General features: G+C 51.3%; 24 protein-coding genes, 1 tRNA gene and 1 rRNA gene. 6 read left to right on the forward strand and 20 right to left on the reverse strand.

Annotated elements, in window-relative coordinates:
• Nucleotides 1-103 precede the first annotated feature (103 nt).
• Together HV340_RS20820 and HV340_RS20825 are read right to left on the reverse strand one after the other, a co-directional pair.
• Nucleotides 104-179: transfer RNA gene (locus HV340_RS20820), tRNA-Glu, on the reverse strand.
• A gap of 85 nt (nucleotides 180-264) precedes the next feature.
• Nucleotides 265-1,804 (reverse strand): 16S ribosomal RNA (locus HV340_RS20825).
• A gap of 472 nt (nucleotides 1,805-2,276) precedes the next feature.
• Between HV340_RS20825 and HV340_RS20830 the strand changes: the two genes are divergently transcribed.
• Entirely contained in the window at nucleotides 2,277-2,831 is a 555-nt protein-coding gene (locus tag HV340_RS20830; protein ID WP_014171882.1) for a gamma carbonic anhydrase family protein, read from the forward strand.
• Here HV340_RS20830 and HV340_RS20835 read toward each other — a convergent pair.
• Genes HV340_RS20835 through dprA form a run of 6 tightly spaced genes read right to left on the reverse strand, consistent with a single transcriptional unit; the run spans nucleotide 2,807 to nucleotide 6,590 of the window.
• The gene (locus HV340_RS20835; RefSeq protein ID WP_014171883.1) at nucleotides 2,807-3,055 is read right to left on the reverse strand and encodes a DUF1488 domain-containing protein; all 249 of its coding nucleotides are present in this window, start codon (nucleotides 3,053-3,055) and stop codon (nucleotides 2,807-2,809) included. The genes HV340_RS20830 and HV340_RS20835 overlap by 25 nt on opposite strands.
• Nucleotides 3,052-3,870 carry a shikimate dehydrogenase gene (gene aroE, locus HV340_RS20840; RefSeq protein ID WP_181216204.1) on the reverse strand — a complete coding sequence of 273 codons (819 nt, stop codon included), beginning with the start codon at nucleotides 3,868-3,870 and terminating at the stop codon, nucleotides 3,052-3,054. The genes HV340_RS20835 and aroE overlap by 4 nt, the downstream gene beginning before the upstream one ends.
• 4 nt (nucleotides 3,871-3,874) lie before the next feature.
• Complete coding sequence (tsaC, locus tag HV340_RS20845; RefSeq protein WP_032680171.1) at nucleotides 3,875-4,447, reverse strand: L-threonylcarbamoyladenylate synthase type 1 TsaC; 573 nt, start codon at nucleotides 4,445-4,447, stop codon at nucleotides 3,875-3,877.
• Entirely contained in the window at nucleotides 4,437-4,994 is a 558-nt protein-coding gene (locus tag HV340_RS20850) for a type I DNA topoisomerase (RefSeq protein WP_032680170.1), read from the reverse strand. The genes tsaC and HV340_RS20850 overlap by 11 nt, the downstream gene beginning before the upstream one ends.
• Before the next feature lie 26 nt (nucleotides 4,995-5,020).
• Nucleotides 5,021-5,494 (reverse strand): DUF494 family protein Smg, encoded by a 474-nt coding sequence (smg, locus tag HV340_RS20855; protein WP_014171887.1) that lies wholly within the window; start codon nucleotides 5,492-5,494, stop codon nucleotides 5,021-5,023.
• Entirely contained in the window at nucleotides 5,466-6,590 is a 1,125-nt protein-coding gene (gene dprA / locus HV340_RS20860; RefSeq protein WP_059306646.1) for a DNA-protecting protein DprA, read from the reverse strand. Before dprA ends, smg begins: the two co-directional genes overlap by 29 nt.
• A gap of 128 nt (nucleotides 6,591-6,718) precedes the next feature.
• Between dprA and def the strand changes: the two genes are divergently transcribed.
• The 5 genes from def to mscL all read left to right on the forward strand — a co-directional run bounded on the left by def (nucleotide 6,719) and on the right by mscL (nucleotide 11,499).
• The gene (def, locus tag HV340_RS20865) at nucleotides 6,719-7,228 is read left to right on the forward strand and encodes a peptide deformylase (RefSeq protein WP_008503479.1); all 510 of its coding nucleotides are present in this window, start codon (nucleotides 6,719-6,721) and stop codon (nucleotides 7,226-7,228) included.
• A gap of 25 nt (nucleotides 7,229-7,253) precedes the next feature.
• On the forward strand, nucleotides 7,254-8,201 hold the full coding sequence (gene fmt, locus HV340_RS20870; RefSeq protein WP_059306647.1) for a methionyl-tRNA formyltransferase: 948 nt from the start codon (nucleotides 7,254-7,256) through the stop codon (nucleotides 8,199-8,201).
• Between the two features lie 52 nt (nucleotides 8,202-8,253).
• Nucleotides 8,254-9,540 (forward strand): 16S rRNA (cytosine(967)-C(5))-methyltransferase RsmB, encoded by a 1,287-nt coding sequence (rsmB, locus tag HV340_RS20875; RefSeq protein WP_059306648.1) that lies wholly within the window; start codon nucleotides 8,254-8,256, stop codon nucleotides 9,538-9,540.
• A 22-nt stretch (nucleotides 9,541-9,562) separates the two neighbouring features.
• Nucleotides 9,563-10,939 (forward strand): Trk system potassium transporter TrkA, encoded by a 1,377-nt coding sequence (trkA, locus tag HV340_RS20880; RefSeq protein WP_014171891.1) that lies wholly within the window; start codon nucleotides 9,563-9,565, stop codon nucleotides 10,937-10,939.
• Between the two features lie 146 nt (nucleotides 10,940-11,085).
• Nucleotides 11,086-11,499 carry a large-conductance mechanosensitive channel protein MscL gene (mscL, locus tag HV340_RS20885; RefSeq protein ID WP_014171892.1) on the forward strand — a complete coding sequence of 138 codons (414 nt, stop codon included), beginning with the start codon at nucleotides 11,086-11,088 and terminating at the stop codon, nucleotides 11,497-11,499.
• Here the strand turns inward: mscL and HV340_RS20890 are convergent.
• The 12 genes from HV340_RS20890 to rpmD form a co-directional block, all read right to left on the reverse strand.
• Nucleotides 11,390-11,716 carry an alternative ribosome-rescue factor A gene (locus tag HV340_RS20890; RefSeq protein ID WP_126547865.1) on the reverse strand — a complete coding sequence of 109 codons (327 nt, stop codon included), beginning with the start codon at nucleotides 11,714-11,716 and terminating at the stop codon, nucleotides 11,390-11,392. The genes mscL and HV340_RS20890 overlap by 110 nt on opposite strands.
• A gap of 57 nt (nucleotides 11,717-11,773) precedes the next feature.
• Nucleotides 11,774-12,196: a Zn(2+)-responsive transcriptional regulator gene (zntR, locus tag HV340_RS20895; protein ID WP_014171894.1), complete on the reverse strand. Its 423-nt coding sequence runs from the start codon at nucleotides 12,194-12,196 to the stop codon at nucleotides 11,774-11,776.
• 2 nt (nucleotides 12,197-12,198) lie between these two features.
• Nucleotides 12,199-12,567, reverse strand: a complete 369-nt coding sequence (locus HV340_RS20900; RefSeq protein WP_059306649.1) for a DUF1992 domain-containing protein — start codon at nucleotides 12,565-12,567, stop codon at nucleotides 12,199-12,201.
• 107 nt (nucleotides 12,568-12,674) lie between these two features.
• Nucleotides 12,675-13,061, reverse strand: a complete 387-nt coding sequence (gene rplQ, locus HV340_RS20905) for a 50S ribosomal protein L17 (RefSeq protein WP_001216372.1) — start codon at nucleotides 13,059-13,061, stop codon at nucleotides 12,675-12,677.
• 40 nt (nucleotides 13,062-13,101) lie between these two features.
• Entirely contained in the window at nucleotides 13,102-14,091 is a 990-nt protein-coding gene (gene rpoA / locus HV340_RS20910; protein WP_002919219.1) for a DNA-directed RNA polymerase subunit alpha, read from the reverse strand.
• A gap of 25 nt (nucleotides 14,092-14,116) precedes the next feature.
• A complete protein-coding gene (gene rpsD / locus HV340_RS20915; protein WP_004868345.1) occupies nucleotides 14,117-14,737 on the reverse strand; it encodes a 30S ribosomal protein S4 in 621 nt (206 codons plus the stop codon).
• A gap of 32 nt (nucleotides 14,738-14,769) precedes the next feature.
• Nucleotides 14,770-15,159 (reverse strand): 30S ribosomal protein S11, encoded by a 390-nt coding sequence (gene rpsK, locus HV340_RS20920; protein WP_003863312.1) that lies wholly within the window; start codon nucleotides 15,157-15,159, stop codon nucleotides 14,770-14,772.
• Nucleotides 15,160-15,175: 16 nt separating this feature from the next.
• Complete coding sequence (rpsM, locus tag HV340_RS20925) at nucleotides 15,176-15,532, reverse strand: 30S ribosomal protein S13 (protein WP_003863308.1); 357 nt, start codon at nucleotides 15,530-15,532, stop codon at nucleotides 15,176-15,178.
• A gap of 146 nt (nucleotides 15,533-15,678) precedes the next feature.
• Entirely contained in the window at nucleotides 15,679-15,795 is a 117-nt protein-coding gene (rpmJ, locus tag HV340_RS20930) for a 50S ribosomal protein L36 (RefSeq protein ID WP_000868187.1), read from the reverse strand.
• 31 nt (nucleotides 15,796-15,826) lie between these two features.
• Nucleotides 15,827-17,158: a preprotein translocase subunit SecY gene (secY, locus tag HV340_RS20935; RefSeq protein ID WP_014171896.1), complete on the reverse strand. Its 1,332-nt coding sequence runs from the start codon at nucleotides 17,156-17,158 to the stop codon at nucleotides 15,827-15,829.
• A gap of 7 nt (nucleotides 17,159-17,165) precedes the next feature.
• Nucleotides 17,166-17,600, reverse strand: a complete 435-nt coding sequence (gene rplO / locus HV340_RS20940) for a 50S ribosomal protein L15 (protein WP_003863304.1) — start codon at nucleotides 17,598-17,600, stop codon at nucleotides 17,166-17,168.
• A 3-nt stretch (nucleotides 17,601-17,603) separates the two neighbouring features.
• The gene (gene rpmD / locus HV340_RS20945; protein WP_003863301.1) at nucleotides 17,604-17,783 is read right to left on the reverse strand and encodes a 50S ribosomal protein L30; all 180 of its coding nucleotides are present in this window, start codon (nucleotides 17,781-17,783) and stop codon (nucleotides 17,604-17,606) included.
• Between the last annotated feature and the right edge of the window lie 6 nt (nucleotides 17,784-17,789).

Genomic DNA, 17,789 nt, shown 5'->3' on the forward strand with positions numbered 1-17,789 from the left:
TTTCAGCTTGATCCAGATTTTTAAAGAGCAAATATCTCAAACGTCACCCGAAGATGAGTTTTGAGATATGTCGGCAGGTGACTTTCACTCACGAACCAGCAAGTGGCGTCCCCTAGGGGATTCGAACCCCTGTTACCGCCGTGAAAGGGCGGTGTCCTGGGCCTCTAGACGAAGGGGACACTGAAGTCTCAATCGCAAGACGCCTTGCTATTTACTTTTCATCAGACAATCTGTGTGAGCACTACAAAGGCAGGTTCTTTAAGGTAAGGAGGTGATCCAACCGCAGGTTCCCCTACGGTTACCTTGTTACGACTTCACCCCAGTCATGAATCACAAAGTGGTAAGCGCCCTCCCGAAGGTTAAGCTACCTACTTCTTTTGCAACCCACTCCCATGGTGTGACGGGCGGTGTGTACAAGGCCCGGGAACGTATTCACCGTAGCATTCTGATCTACGATTACTAGCGATTCCGACTTCATGGAGTCGAGTTGCAGACTCCAATCCGGACTACGACGCACTTTATGAGGTCCGCTTGCTCTCGCGAGTTCGCTTCTCTTTGTATGCGCCATTGTAGCACGTGTGTAGCCCTACTCGTAAGGGCCATGATGACTTGACGTCATCCCCACCTTCCTCCAGTTTATCACTGGCAGTCTCCTTTGAGTTCCCGGCCGGACCGCTGGCAACAAAGGATAAGGGTTGCGCTCGTTGCGGGACTTAACCCAACATTTCACAACACGAGCTGACGACAGCCATGCAGCACCTGTCTCAGAGTTCCCGAAGGCACCAATCCATCTCTGGAAAGTTCTCTGGATGTCAAGAGTAGGTAAGGTTCTTCGCGTTGCATCGAATTAAACCACATGCTCCACCGCTTGTGCGGGCCCCCGTCAATTCATTTGAGTTTTAACCTTGCGGCCGTACTCCCCAGGCGGTCGACTTAACGCGTTAGCTCCGGAAGCCACGCCTCAAGGGCACAACCTCCAAGTCGACATCGTTTACGGCGTGGACTACCAGGGTATCTAATCCTGTTTGCTCCCCACGCTTTCGCACCTGAGCGTCAGTCTTTGTCCAGGGGGCCGCCTTCGCCACCGGTATTCCTCCAGATCTCTACGCATTTCACCGCTACACCTGGAATTCTACCCCCCTCTACAAGACTCTAGCCTGCCAGTTTCGAATGCAGTTCCCAGGTTGAGCCCGGGGATTTCACATCCGACTTGACAGACCGCCTGCGTGCGCTTTACGCCCAGTAATTCCGATTAACGCTTGCACCCTCCGTATTACCGCGGCTGCTGGCACGGAGTTAGCCGGTGCTTCTTCTGCGGGTAACGTCAATTGCTGCGGTTATTAACCGCAACACCTTCCTCCCCGCTGAAAGTACTTTACAACCCGAAGGCCTTCTTCATACACGCGGCATGGCTGCATCAGGCTTGCGCCCATTGTGCAATATTCCCCACTGCTGCCTCCCGTAGGAGTCTGGACCGTGTCTCAGTTCCAGTGTGGCTGGTCATCCTCTCAGACCAGCTAGGGATCGTCGCCTAGGTGAGCCGTTACCCCACCTACTAGCTAATCCCATCTGGGCACATCTGATGGCAAGAGGCCCGAAGGTCCCCCTCTTTGGTCTTGCGACGTTATGCGGTATTAGCTACCGTTTCCAGTAGTTATCCCCCTCCATCAGGCAGTTTCCCAGACATTACTCACCCGTCCGCCACTCGTCACCCGAGAGCAAGCTCTCTGTGCTACCGTTCGACTTGCATGTGTTAGGCCTGCCGCCAGCGTTCAATCTGAGCCATGATCAAACTCTTCAATTTAAGTTTGATGCTCGTGAATTAAACTTCGTAATGAATTACGTATGTTCACTCAGAGACTTGGTATTCATTTTTCGTCCGAGGACGTTAAGAATCCATGTCACTTTGAGTGCCCACACAGATTGTCTGATAAATTGTTAAAGAGCAGTTGCGACGCGGCTTACAGCTCACCGTCGCGAGGTGGCGTATATTACGCTTTCCTCTTTCAGAGTCAACCCTGATGTTCAGGATTTTTTCTCTTCAACCGACCGGGTTATCTGTGAAGTGATTCACATCCGCCGTGTCGATGGAGGCGCATTATAGGGATCCCAATTTTTAGCACAAGTACTTTTTGGATCTTTTTTTTCAACTGTCGATTTTCCGCGCTTTTCGCTGAAATCCCACCCAATATGCTTAAATATTGACGCTTTTTGCCTTGCCTCGATCCCTTAATATGATCAAGTCTTCTATATAGTGCTCATCGTTCGAGGTAGATATGTCCGCAGTATTACGTCCTTATAAAGATCTTCTCCCCCAAAAAGGCGATCGCGTGATGATCGATGCCAGCAGCGTGGTCATCGGCGATGTTCGAATGGCCGATGACGTCAGTATCTGGCCGCTCGTCGCTATTCGGGGGGATGTAAACCATGTAGCCATTGGCGCACGCACCAATATTCAGGACGGTAGCGTTCTGCACGTAACCCACAAATCCTCCTATAACCCCCAGGGCAATCCACTCATCATTGGAGAAGATGTCACCGTCGGCCATAAAGTGATGCTTCACGGCTGCACTATTGGTAATCGGGTTCTTGTTGGCATGGGGTCGATTTTGCTGGATGGCGTCATTGTAGAAGATGACGTGATGATTGGCGCAGGCAGCCTTGTTCCCCAGAACAAAAGACTGGAGAGCGGCTATCTCTATTTGGGAAGCCCGGTAAAACAGATCCGCCCCCTGAAGGAGGCAGAGATCGAAGGATTAAAATACTCGGCGAATAACTACGTTAAATGGAAGAATGACTATCTGAGTCAGGATACCCAGACCCAGCCCTGATCGTCTTCCTGCTGATCGCGGATTAAATCGCTGGCTTCCTCTTCAAGATCCCAGCGATTTTCACAAAACACCTCTAACGGGTCTGAACCACCAAAGCGACGCAACAGCGTTTCCCCACGAATGGCGCAGGTAAGTTGCATTCCATGCACCAGCACCGGGAAACAGACCGCCTGTTTACTCTCGTCCCAGCTTTCCCTGTCCGGAAAATGAATTGCCTGATTCACACCATGAGCTCCCTTTTCAGCTTTTCAATGACCGGTTCGACCGAAGGCAATACACCGTGCCAGAGCAGCACCGCGTGTGCCGCCTGCCCCACCAGCATTCCCAGCCCATCGGCTACGTGTTTTCCGCCGTGCTGTTCACACCAGTTCAAAAAAGGTGTCTTCCCTTTCTGATAGAACATGTCGTAGAAGTAAATATGGGCACTTACCAGCGAAGCAGGGATCGCCGGCACGTCACCACCGATACCGCTGGAGGTGGCGTTGATGATCAGATCAAACTCACGATCGGCAAGTTCATCCAGGGCGACCGCGCTCACGCTGCCGGTATGTGCGAACAACGCAGCCAGCGCTTCTGCCCGCGAGAAGGTCCTGTTTGTAATGGTCACCGCGCAATCCAGTGACAGCAGAGGCAGCAATACTCCCCGCGACGCTCCGCCCGCACCAATCAGCAGAACCCTGAAACCAGGTTTAATAAACGAGAGCCTTTCCAGATCGCTCAGTAACCCAATTCCGTCAGTGTTATCTCCCAGCAGGCGTCCATCCTCAAGCCGTTTTAAGGTATTCACTGCACCCGCAAGGGAAGCACGCTCGGTGAGTTCATCCGCACGTTCGAAGGCTTCCTCTTTAAACGGTACCGTTACATTCGCACCTTTGCCACCCGCGTTGAAGAAACCCTCCAGCGCAGGAATAAATGCATCAACAGGTGCCAGCACGCGGCCATAGGGATGATTTATTTGCAGTTGCTCGGCAAACAGTTGATGGATTAACGGTGACTTGCTGTGCGCTATCGGATTACCAAAAACAGCATAGGTTTCCATTGGATTACCCCTGGCGAAAACGTTCGCCGGTCAAGGCGTCGCGGATTTCAGACGGATTGAGGCGCCCTCCCGTCTCACCGACGGCAACCGGGAAATCATTCCCAAACTGCGCCCTTACTTCGTCGGTTGTGCGGCAAGGTGGCTGCCCGGTCAGATTCGCGCTGGTTGAGACCAGTGGTTTTCCAAAGGCCAGGCAAAGTTCGACCACCAGCGGATGGTCCGTCACGCGCACGGCGAGGGAATCAAAGCGCCCGGTCAACCAGCGCGGCGTTGTCGGCTTCGCCGGGAAAACAAAGGTCACGGGGCCGGGCCATGCTGAGAAAATAGTCTCCCGCTGCTCCGGCGTTAGCATGGAATCATCGATATAAGGCTTAAGCTGCTCATAGTTAGCAGCGATTAAAATAAGCCCTTTTTCGACTGGCCTCTGTTTAAGTGTGAGCAGTCGGGCAACGGCCGTTTCGCTGTCAGGATCGCAACCGACCCCAAAAACAGCTTCAGTTGGATAGGCGATGACTTCTTCATTTTTCAGGACATCCACCGCATGAGCAATGGAGCCTGATGGCAGGTTATTCTTCACTGTTTTGATCCGCCGGAACCGGCTTTCCACATTGTTTACTGGCGCAGAAGCGTTTCAAACCTTGCGCCGTTTTTTTCTCTATAAGTAGCGGATAATTGCAATGAGAGCAGACACCCGCTACCGGTTTGAAATTGATAACAAACTGACATTCAGGATAGCGATCGCAGGAATGAAAGGTCTTACCAAAACGAGAACGGCGCTGCACCAGTTGTCCACGCTGGCATTGAGGACAGGCAATAGCCGTTTCATCGGGTTTATCAATTTGTTCTGTATGTTCACATTCAGGATAGTGGCTACAGCCAATAAACATGCCGAAACGCCCCTGACGTAGCGCTAACTCGCTGCCGCAAAGAGGGCAAAGCTGTCCCTCCAGAATTTTAACGATATGTCCATCCGCCTGGCTTTTCAGGGGACGGACATAATCACATTCCGGATAGTGGGAACAACCGAGAAACGGGCCGTGTTTCCCGGACCGAATAACAAGTTCAGCCCCGCACTGCGGGCAGGGCTCATTTTTATGCACCGTGAATAGTGCTGATTTGGCCATAACAACTCTTGGTGCTGCACATTGAATTAATGCAGCATACCTTCATTCACTTCAAAGAGTAATTCTTCCATTTGCTGATAGGCATTTTCACAGCCTGGAATATTAAACAGAACCATCAGGATGACCCACTTGAGGTCTTCCAGTTCGAAGTCTGCCGTATCCAGCGCCATAACGCGCTCTATCACCATCTCTCTCGTTTCGAGGTTTAGCACCTGAATCTGCTCAAGGAATAAAATGAATCCCCGGCAGCTCGCGTCCAGCCTTTCACACTCTTCAGCTGTGTAGATGCGCACAGACAATGGGTCAGAAGCTAACTGCATCGGTTCGGCGAGGCCTTCCTGATAATCAGCCAGTTTTTCCAGCCACATCAACGCATTATAGATATCTTCCCGCTCAAACCCCGCATCGGTAAGATCCTGTGTCAATTTGTCCTGATCCACTCGCATTTCTGCTTCGTTATGGATGTAAGTCTCAAACAAATACATCAGTACGTCGAACATGGCTTGCCCTCCTTAATCGGACATAGCCGCCGGGTACAGCTGCGATCCATCCTGCTAACTCCAGTTCGAGTAGCTGTGCTACCGTAACTGGCACAGGTTGGCCGGCACGTTCAGCGACAACGTCAACAGGTGTTACCTCATCTCCTACGTTAGCCAGGAGCTTGGGAAATGGCAATGCCACCTTTCCCTGATCTGATGAATAATGTCGCTTTTCGGGATCTTCCTGCAGCCATTGCAATCCATATTGCAAATTTTCAAGAATGTCCCTGACTTCCGTTACCGGTGTTGCACCCTGCTTTATCAGCCAGTGCGGCCCTTCGCATCCCGGGTTTCCAATTGGGCCGGGTAAGGCAAACACGTCTCGCCCCTGCTCAAGCGCACACCGTGCGGTCACAAGCGAACCGCTGCGTACCGCTGCTTCAACCACGAACACCCCCTGACTTAGCCCGCTGATAATTCGATTACGCCGGGGGAAGTGTCCCGGCCGGGGCTGTGCTGACAGCGGAAACTCAGACACTATCGCGCCACCAGAATCGATAAGCCGCGCAGCCAGCGCCTGATGCCGACGAGGATAAATACTAAAGAGACCGTTACCCAGCACCGCGACGCTACGCCCTTTTGCCGATAGCGCTGCGTTGTGGGCGACACCGTCAATTCCGCAGGCCAGCCCGCTGGTGATCGTTAAACCACTTTGAGAAAGCTGTTCACAAAGAATTTTTCCCCATCGCTCGCCGTACCATGACGGTGCACGGCTTCCAACAACCGCCAGCTGAACTGCATTCAGTACATCAGGGTTGCCTTTAACAAAGACTGCGCCTGGATAATCCGGGATCGTCCGGAGTAAGGGGGGATAAAGGGGGTGATCCGCCGTGATCAGATAGTTACCCGGCTGCTCAAGCCAGAGCAGGCTACTTTCCAGCTCACTTTCCCTGAGCGCAAAGAACCGTGCAGCCTGTTTGACAGACAGACCGGCGTCTCTGACAACGGGACCGTCAATGGTTGTCTGGTTGTGCAATCGTGCTGCCGCTTCCAGCATCACATCGCCATAAAGAGAACCGGTGTGTATTAACCGTAGCCATAACTCAGTCGACGTCATCCTTTCCCCTGCCATAAGCGGCCTCCGCAATCATTGCGATTGGTCACTGATGCTGTCAATCGATGGGGGTTTTGTCTAGAATAGGAGATAATATTCTTATCAACTCCTGAACACGACTCTGGAAATTTATGGCAGTTTTGCAAGTGTTACATATTCCGGACGAGCGCCTTCGCATCGTCGCTGAACCGGTAAAAGAAGTGAATGCAGAAATTCAGCGTATCGTTGATGATATGTTCGATACCATGTACGCCGAAGAAGGTATTGGTCTTGCGGCCACTCAGGTCGACATTCATAAGCGTATTATCGTGATCGACGTATCTGAAAATCGCGATGGCCGCCTGGTGTTAATCAATCCTGAGCTGCTCGAGAAGAGTGGCGAAACAGGTATTGAGGAAGGTTGTCTGTCTATTCCGGAACAGCGTGCTTTAGTGCCGCGTGCCGAAAAAGTGAAAATTCGCGCCCTGGATCGTGACGGCAATCCGTTCGAACTGGAAGCTGACGACCTGCTGGCGATCTGTATTCAGCATGAGATGGATCATCTGGTCGGTAAACTGTTTATCGATTACCTCTCGCCGCTGAAGCAGCAACGAATTCGTCAGAAAGTAGAGAAACTGGATCGTTTGCGTTCTCGCGCATAACGTCCCCCCGGATACAAGGATCATCGTGTCTAAATCACTACGTATTATCTTCGCGGGAACCCCTGATTTTGCAGCGCGTCATCTTGACGCGCTGTTATCTTCTGGCCACCAGGTTGTTGGCGTGTTTACCCAACCGGATCGCCCGGCTGGCCGTGGTAAAAAACTGATGCCAGGTCCTGTTAAGGTGCTGGCAGAAGAGCATGGGTTACCTGTTTTCCAGCCAGCATCCTTGCGCCCTCAGGAAAACCAGCAGCTTGTCGCTGACCTGAATGCCGATGTAATGGTGGTGGTGGCTTACGGTTTAATTCTGCCAAAAGCTGTGCTTGATATGCCTCGCCTGGGTTGCATTAACGTGCATGGTTCTCTGCTTCCACGCTGGCGTGGGGCAGCACCTATTCAGCGCTCTTTATGGGCGGGTGATGCTGAAACGGGCGTCACAATCATGAAGATGGATGTAGGTTTAGACACCGGTGACATGCTTTATAAACTGGCCTGCCCCATTACGGCCGAGGATACCAGTGCCACCCTGTATGACAAGCTGGCACAGCTTGGCCCGCAAGGGCTGATTGAAACCCTCCAGCAGATTGCGAATAATACGGCGAAACCTGAAGTTCAGGATGAAGCGCTGGTCACTTACGCTGAAAAACTGAGTAAAGAAGAAGCCCGGATTGACTGGTCTCTGTCAGCGGCTCAACTTGAACGCTGCATTCGCGCCTTTAACCCATGGCCGATGAGCTGGATGGTTATCGACGAGCAGCCGGTGAAAGTCTGGAAAGCCTCCCTTATTGACGGTCACACAACGGCTGAGCCCGGTACGATTATCGACGCCAGCAAGAACGGTATTCAGGTAGCTACCGCACAAGGGATCCTGAATCTGGAATCGCTACAACCTGCGGGTAAGAAGGCGATGAGCGCACAGGATTTGTTAAATTCTCGTCGCGAATGGTTTATCCCGGGCAATCGCCTTGCCTGACCTCATTTAATTTTAGCGCCCGGTGTTTCCGGGCATTTTTATTTTTACGGTTATGAAAAAACAAAATTTACGCAGTATGGCGGCTCAGGCCGTTGAGCAGGTTGTCGAGCAGGGCCAGTCATTGAGCAATATCCTGCCAGCTTTGCAGCAAAAAGTGTCCGACAAAGACAAAGCCCTGCTTCAGGAGCTCTGTTTTGGCGTCCTGCGCACGCTTTCTCAGCTTGAGTGGCTGGTTAATAAGCTGATGTCACGTCCAATGACCGGCAAGCAGCGCACCGTGCATTATTTGATTATGGTTGGCTTCTATCAGCTTCTTCACACGCGTATCCCGCCTCATGCCGCACTGGCTGAGACAGTGGAAGGTGCCGTTGTGATTAAACGTCCTATGCTGAAAGGGTTGATTAATGGCGTTCTGCGCCAGTTCCAGCGACAGCAGGAAGAACTTCTGGCTGAGTTCAGGCAAAGTGAAGCACGTTATCTGCATCCTGACTGGCTCCTGAATCGCCTTAAAAAAGCCTGGCCAGAGCAGTGGCAGGCAATTGCCGACGCGAATAATCAGCGTCCGCCGATGTGGTTACGCGTCAACCGTAATCACCATACGCGCGACGCCTGGCTGGCTTTACTGGAAGAGGCTGGAATGAGCGGCTTCACACATGAAGCATATCCTGACGCTGTACGTTTAGCCTCTCCAGCTCCGGTACATGCTTTACCCGGTTTTGATGAAGGCTGGGTGACCGTACAAGATGCTTCCGCGCAGGGCTGCATGGCCTGGCTGGAACCTAAAAACGGCGAGCACATCCTCGATCTCTGCGCCGCACCAGGCGGCAAGACGACGCATATTCTGGAAGTGGCCCCTCAGGCAAACGTCATGGCCGTGGATATCGATGAGCAGCGTCTTTCACGCGTCTATGACAACCTTAAGCGCCTGGGAATGAAAGCGCAGGTTAAGCAAGGCGATGGCCGCAAACCCGCAGAATGGTGTGGTGAAACGCAATTCGATCGCATCTTGCTGGATGCGCCATGCTCGGCAACCGGCGTTATTCGTCGCCACCCGGATATTAAGTGGTTACGTCGCGATCGCGATATCAAGGAACTGACTCAACTGCAATCCGACATTCTTGATGCCATTTGGCCACACCTGAAGCCAGGAGGCACACTGGTCTATGCGACCTGTTCGGTCCTTCCGGAAGAAAACAGCCAGCAGATTGCAGCCTTCCTTAAACGTACCCCGGATGCAGTGCTACACGACACGGGCACGCCTGAACGCCCAGGCCTGCAGAATCTGCCGGCCGCTGAAGAAGGTGATGGCTTCTTTTACGCTAAGCTAATCAAAGAGTGATGTTGAGAACAGGTCACGAGATATGAAGATAATCATTCTGGGTGCCGGACAGGTTGGTGGGACGCTGGCTGAAAACCTTGTTGGCGAAAATAATGACATCACGATTGTCGATACCAATGGCGATCGGCTGCGTGTTTTACAGGACAAATTTGACCTTCGCGTCGTGCAAGGTCATGGCTCGCATCCGCGTGTCCTGCGTGAAGCGGGCGCCGACGATGCTGACATGCTGGTTGCGGTGACCAGTTCTGACGAAACCAACATGGTGGCATGTCAGGTGGCCTATTCGCTGTTCAACACGCCGAACCGGATCGCGCGCATCCGTTCCCCGGACTATGTCCGGGATGCAGAGAAGCTGTTTAATTCCGAAGCGGTCCCTATCGACCATCTTATCGCCCCAGAACAGCTGGTTATCGACAATATCTACCGCCTGATCGAATATCCTGGTGCGCTGCAGGTGGTGAACTTCGCCGAAGGTAAAGTGAGCCTGGCGGTCGTTAAGGCATATTACGGCGGCCCATTGATCGGTAATGCGCTCTCCACCATGCGTGAGCATATGCCGCATATTGATACCCGCGTTGCAGCCATTTTCCGCCATGACAGGCCAATTCGCCCACAGGGTTCAACCATAGTCGAGGCAGGTGATGAAGTCTTCTTCATCGCGGCATCTCAGCATATTCGCGCGGTAATGAGTGAACTGCAGCGTCTCGAAAAACCGTATAAACGCATTATGCTCGTTGGCGGTGGTAATATCGGCGCGGGACTGGCGCACCGGCTGGAAAAAGACTACAGCGTGAAGCTGATCGAGCGCGATCAACAGCGCGCGGCTGAGCTGGCTGAAAAGCTGCAAAACACCATCGTATTTTATGGCGATGCCTCAGATCAAGAGCTGCTGGCAGAAGAGCATATTGATCAAGTTGATCTGTTTATTGCCGTCACTAACGACGACGAGGCGAACATTATGTCCGCCATGCTCGCCAAACGTATGGGGGCAAAAAAGGTCATGGTGCTTATTCAACGCCGCGCCTACGTTGACCTCGTGCAGGGAAGCGTTATTGATATCGCGATATCACCGCAGCAAGCAACCATTTCTGCCCTGCTGAGCCATGTCCGTAAAGCGGATATTGTTGGCGTATCCTCCCTTCGCCGCGGTGTGGCTGAAGCCATTGAGGCCGTTGCTCATGGTGATGAAACCACATCACGCGTTGTGGGCCGCGCTATCGATGAAATTAAACTGCCACCGGGAACAATTATTGGTGCCGTGGTGCGTGGAAACGACGTGATGATTGCGAATGATAATTTACGTATCGAGCAAGGCGACCACGTCATTATGTTCCTTACCGATAAAAAATTTATTACCGACGTCGAACGTTTATTCCAGCCAAGTCCATTCTTCCTGTAATCAATCAGGTGCTTATAAAAGGGCACCTGATTATTAACCCTCTTATTCCCATGCCTTTTATTTTTCATAACGATTAATTATCCCCAATGGAAATTAACTAATCATTTGTTAAACTTATAATCGTCAGTTGGCTCAAGGAGAAGAAAATGAGTTTAGTTAAAGAATTTCGCGAATTTGCGATGCGCGGGAATGTGGTGGATCTGGCAGTGGGTGTCATTATCGGTGCAGCGTTCGGTAAGATCGTTTCATCACTGGTAGCCGACATTATTATGCCTCCCCTCGGACTGTTAATCGGGGGCATTGATTTTAAACAGTTTGCCGTGACGCTTCGGGATGCACAGGGTGATGTCCCTGCCGTTGTTATGCATTATGGCGTTTTCATTCAGAACATATTTGATTTCGTGATCGTGGCGTTCGCCATTTTTATGGCTATCAAGCTTATCAATAAGCTTAACCGTAAAAAGGCTGAAGAGCCGGCTGCGCCGCCTGCCCCGACAAAAGAAGAAGTGTTATTGACTGAAATTCGCGATCTTTTGAAAGAGCAAAATAACCGCTCTTAATCAGACGTTGAAAAAAGGAAGGCCAGTGGTAAAAAAGCGATTCCGCTTGCTTGCCACTGGCCTCCCAGTTACCCCGCTTTGCATGTTTCCCTTTTCGTAAATAACTCCCTTTTCCTTTTTTATTCTTCTCAATACGCTGCCTGAAAAGCGGGTCGTGGAGCAGGGCCTCAATGGCATTGTCCTGAATTTGCCCTTTCGTATGCTGATAGCGGCTCATAATTTCTCCTGAGCATGGTTTATGTCGACGGGAGTCTAGTCCCGGATGAAGTAAAAATCAACAGCCCTGAGTTCCACTGGCCCCCTGTTCAAGGGCTTCAAGAATTGAACAATAAATACTGCTATGAGCTGTACCGCAGCAGGCGTCATTCAACCGTTGCAGAGAACGCTGCATGGTCTGCAGTTCCTGTATACGCGCTTCAACTTCATCAAGCCTTGCCTGTACGATGCTCTTCGACTCCTGGCAAGTATGGTGTTCAGGATCGATGCGGATCGAAAGTAACTCGCGGATCGAGTCCAGCGTGAAACCAAGCTGGCGAGCGTAGCGGATAAACCGTAAGCGCTGCAGGTCATGATCGGTATAGAGTCGAAATCCACCTTCAGTACGAACCTCGTGATCAATCATCTGCTGCTTTTCGTAATAGCGGATAGTGTCCGGCGTTACGTTAGCAAGCCTGGCAAGTTCACCGATACGGTACATGGTTATTCCTCATTGATTTTCTGCATTAGCCTGTCACTGTACTCACCGTGCAAAAAGTCTGTGCTCATTCCGGCCTGACGCATTTTGAGTTCGATGAGAGCCAGTCGACGGCTAATTTCACGGTGGCTGGGATCATCCTTGCGAATCCCTTTCAGCAGGTCAGCCAGTTGCATGGCCTCTTTACGCTGCTCCAGTTCCGGTGGTAAACAACCGGCATTTTTGAGTAAGCGATATCCGGCCCGTAATTCAGTGGCAACATGCGAATCATCATCAAGCACTAACGGCTCGCCGCGTCCCGCAAGGTTATCAAATTCGCCTTTTCGCTGAGCATCGCTGATATGGCGTTCTGCCCACTGGTCGAGCAACCACATGAATAACTCCAGAAGATGAACAGAAAAGATACAGATATTGTAGAGAAGTGGGCATTCAGCGGATATAAAAAAACCCGCCGAAGCGGGTTTTTTTACGTTACTACAGATTACTCTGCAGCAGCTTCTGCTTTAGATTCTGAACGATCAACCAGCTCGATGTAAGCCATCGGAGCGTTGTCGCCTGCACGGAAGCCACACTTCAGAATACGAGTGTAACCACCGGCACGGCTCGCGAAACGCGGACCCAGTTCGTTAAACAGTTTTGCCACGATCTCGTTATCACGAGTACGGGCGAATGCCAGACGACGATTTGCAACGCTGTCAGTCTTGGCAAGAGTAATCAGCGGCTCAACTACGCGACGCAGCTCTTTCGCTTTAGGCAGGGTCGTCTTGATGATTTCATGACGAACCAGTGAACCTGCCATGTTGCGGAACATAGCCTGGCGATGGCTGCTGTTGCGGTTCAGTTGACGACCACTCTTACGATGGCGCATGACCTTATCCTTCTCAGTAAAACCTTAACCTGTGATCCGGTTACTCGTCAGCAATGCTTGCTGGTGGCCAGTTTTCCAGGCGCATGCCCAGAGACAGACCACGTGAAGCCAGCACGTCTTTAATCTCGGTAAGAGATTTTTTACCCAGGTTCGGCGTTTTCAGCAACTCAACCTCGGTACGCTGTACCAGATCACCGATATAGTGGATAGCTTCTGCCTTGAGGCAGTTAGCAGAGCGGACAGTCAATTCGAGATCGTCAACAGGGCGCAGCAGGATCGGATCGAATTCTGGTTTCTCTTCTTTCACTTCCGGCTGACGAACATCACGTAAGTCAACGAAAGCTTCCAGTTGTTCTGCCAGGATGGTTGCCGCACGACGAATCGCCTCTTCAGGATCGATTGTGCCGTTGGTTTCCATTTCGATGACCAGCTTGTCCAGGTCGGTACGCTGTTCTACACGCGCTGCTTCAACATTGTAGGCAATACGCTCTACAGGGCTGTAGCATGCGTCGACCAGCAGACGGCCGATTGGGCGCTCATCTTCTTCCGAATGAATTCGGGCAGAAGCCGGCACATAACCACGACCGCGCTGAACTTTGATACGCATGCTAATCGCTGCGTTCTCATCGGTCAGGTGGCAGATCACGTGCTGCGGCTTGACGATTTCAACATCACCGTCGTGGGTGATGTCGGCTGCAGTCACAGGGCCAATGCCAGATTTATTCAGAGTAAGAATAACTTCATCTTTACCCTGAACTCTCACCGCCAGCCCTTTCAGGTTGAGCAGGATTTCAAGGATATCTTCCTGAACGCCTTCTTTGGTGCTGTACTCATGAAGTACACCATCAATCTCAACCTCGGTCACCGCGCAACCCGGCATCGATGAGAGCAGAATACGGCGCAGTGCGTTACCCAGAGTATGGCCAAAGCCACGCTCTAAAGGCTCAAGGGTCACCTTGGCGTGCGTCGAACTCACTTGCTCGATATCTACCAGGCGCGGTTTTAGAAACTCTGTCACAGAACCCTGCATTGTGTCCTCTCTTTGGTACTAAGCTTTACTTGGAGTAAAGCTCGACGATCAGGTGTTCGTTAATGTCCGCAGACAGATCAGAACGTTCTGGCTGACGCTTGAACGTACCTTCCATCTTGCCAGCATCAACTTCCAGCCAGGTTGGCTTTTCACGCTGCTCAGCCAGCTCCAGAGCGGCTTTCACGCGAGATTGCTTTTTCGCTTTCTCACGAATGCTAACAACGTCATTCGCTTTAACCTGATAAGAAGCGATGTTAACAACACGACCGTTTACCATGATTGCTTTATGGCTAACCAACTGGCGTGATTCAGCACGAGTCGCGCCGAAGCCCATACGGTAAACAACGTTGTCCAGACGACCTTCCAGCAGAGCCAGCAGGTTTTCACCTGTGTTGCCTTTCAGACGTGCTGCTTCTTTATAGTAGTTACGGAACTGACGCTCCAGCACACCGTACATACGGCGAACTTTTTGCTTTTCACGCAACTGCACACCATAGTCAGACAGACGCGGTTTACGCGCACCGTGCTGGCCAGGAGCTTGTTCAATTTTACACTTGGTATCGATCGCGCGAACGCCAGACTTAAGGAATAAGTCGGTGCCCTCACGACGGCTCAGCTTGAGCTTAGGACCCAAATATCTTGCCATTTTCTATCTCCAACTAACCTAAAAAACGAGCGTTATACGCGACGTTTTTTCGGCGGACGACAACCGTTATGAGGGATCGGAGTCACATCAGTAATATTCGTGATGCGGAAACCAGCGGCGTTCAGAGCGCGAACAGTAGATTCACGACCCGGACCCGGACCTTTAACCATAACTTCCAGATTCTTGATGCCGTATTCTTTTACGGCTTCTGCGCAACGCTCTGCTGCAACCTGAGCTGCAAACGGAGTGGATTTGCGAGAACCACGGAAACCGGAACCACCGGCTGTTGCCCAACCCAAAGCGTTACCCTGACGATCAGTAATAGTAACGATGGTGTTGTTGAAAGAAGCATGGATATGAGCCACGCCGTCAGAGACTTGTTTTCTTACACGTTTACGTGCACGAACTGGTGCCTTTGCCATTATTCAATCACCCCGATTATTTCTTGATCGGTTTGCGCGGACCCTTACGGGTACGTGCGTTGGTCTTAGTACGCTGACCGCGCACTGGCAGACCACGACGATGACGCAAACCGCGATAGCAACCAAGATCCATCAGGCGCTTGATGCTCATGCTGATTTCACGGCGCAGATCACCTTCAACGACAAATTTGGCAACTTCGTCACGCAGCGTGTCGATTTGTTCTTCAGACAGCTCACTGATCTTAACATCTTCAGCGATACCCGCTGCAGCCAGAATGGCTTTGGAACGGGTCTTGCCGACGCCATAGATCGAAGTTAATGCGATCACAGCATGTTTCTGATCAGGAATGTTAATGCCTGCTATACGGGCCACTATGCACTCCTACTATTTAATATGTACGCACCATGCTGAAAAGCCCGTTTTCAGGATACTCAAATGGAAACGTACAGACATACAAAAGATTGGCTGGCTAATCTAGCCAGCTCAACCCAACTTTGCAAGAAAAATATGCGAAATAATCAGCCTTGGCGCTGTTTATGCTTCGGCTCGGCACTGCAAATCACACGGATGACACCATCACGCTTAACGATTTTGCAGTTACGGCATAATTTCTTGACGGAAGCACGAACTTTCATTTTTACTCTCCGTAACTTCTCAGGCGACCATTTAGCGGCCGTAGCCTTTCAGGTTCGCCTTCTTCAATGCAGACTCATACTGACTGGACATCATCAGAGTTTGCACTTGAGCCATAAAGTCCATAATCACGACAACAACGATAAGCAGTGAGGTCCCACCGAAGTAGAACGGTACCTTCATTGCATCACGCATGAACTCCGGGATCAGGCAGATAAAAGTAATATAAAGCGCACCAACCAAAGTCAGGCGAGTCATTACTTTATCGATATACTTCGCCGTTTGCTCTCCCGGACGAATTCCTGGTACAAATGCACCGGACTTCTTCAGGTTATCTGCTGTTTCACGCGGGTTGAAAACCAACGCCGTGTAGAAGAAACAGAAGAAGATGATCGCAGACGCATAGAGTAACACATAAAGTGGTTGCCCAGGCTGCAAATACAGCGAAATTGTTGTCAGCCAGTTCCAACCAGTACCGCCCCCGAACCATGACGCGATGGTTGCCGGGAACAGAATAATACTGGAAGCGAAGATAGCCGGGATAACCCCCGCCATGTTCACTTTCAGCGGTAAATGTGTGCTCTGTGCAGCATAGACACGACGACCTTGTTGACGCTTAGCGTAGTTCACCACAATGCGGCGTTGACCACGTTCAACGAAGACAACAAAGAACGTCACTGCAAATACTAATACTGCAACCAACAGCAACAGGAGGAAGTGCAGGTCGCCTTGACGCGCTTGCTCGATAGTGTGGGCAATGGCTGGCGGGAGACCCGCAACGATACCAGCGAAGATAATGATTGAGATACCGTTACCGATACCACGTTCAGTAATCTGTTCGCCGAGCCACATCAGGAACATTGTTCCTGTGACCAGACTTACAACAGCGGTGAAATAGAATGCAAAGCCTGGGTTTAATACCAGGCCCTGCATACCAGGCATATTCGGAAGACCGGTAGCAATACCGATCGACTGGAATATTGCCAGCACCAGAGTGCCGTAACGGGTGTACTGGCTTATCTTACGACGTCCAGACTCCCCTTCTTTCTTCAGTTCTGCCAGGGCCGGATGAACGACCGTCAGCAGCTGGATAATAATCGATGCCGAAATATACGGCATGATACCCAGAGCGAAGATAGAAGCACGGCTGAGAGCACCACCAGAGAACATGTTAAACATTTCAATGATGGTGCCTCGCTGTTGCTCAAGCAGTTTGGCAAGTACAGCGGCATCGATACCAGGGATCGGAATAAAAGAGCCAACACGGAACACAATCAGCGCGCCGATAACAAACAGCAGTCTGCGTTTCAGCTCGCCAAATCCACCTTTGGCACTTTGAAAATCTAATCCCGGTTGCTTAGCCATCTGCTACTTATTCCTCAATTTTACCGCCAGCGGCTTCGATAGCAGCACGAGCACCTTTAGTAACACGCAGGCCACGAACAGTTACCGGAGTAGAAACTTCACCAGCCAGGATCACTTTCGCGAACTCGATCTGGATACCGATAATGTTTGCCGCTTTCAGCGTGTTCAGGTCTACAACGCCGCCTTCAACTTTCGCCAGGTCAGACAGACGGATTTCCGCTGTAATCGCTGCTTTGCGAGAAGTGAAGCCGAACTTCGGCAGACGACGGTACAGTGGCATCTGGCCACCCTCGAAACCGCGACGTACGCCACCGCCAGAACGAGAGTTCTGACCTTTGTGACCACGACCACCGGTTTTGCCGAGGCCAGAACCGATACCACGACCCAGGCGTTTACCCGCCTTTTTAGAGCCTTCGGCCGGAGACAGAGTATTTAAACGCATCTCTTACTCCTCAACTTTAACCATGAAGTAAACCGCGTTGACCATACCACGAACAGCGGGAGTATCCTCACGCTCAACGGTATGACCAATACGACGCAGACCCAGGCCAAGCAGCGTTGCCTTGTGTTTCGGCAGACGACCGATTGCACTGCGGGTTTGAGTGATTTTAATAGTCTTTGCCATGGTCAA

This window comes from Enterobacter sp. RHBSTW-00975 (genome assembly GCF_013615235.1).
Lineage (GTDB): Bacteria > Pseudomonadota > Gammaproteobacteria > Enterobacterales > Enterobacteriaceae > Enterobacter > Enterobacter ludwigii.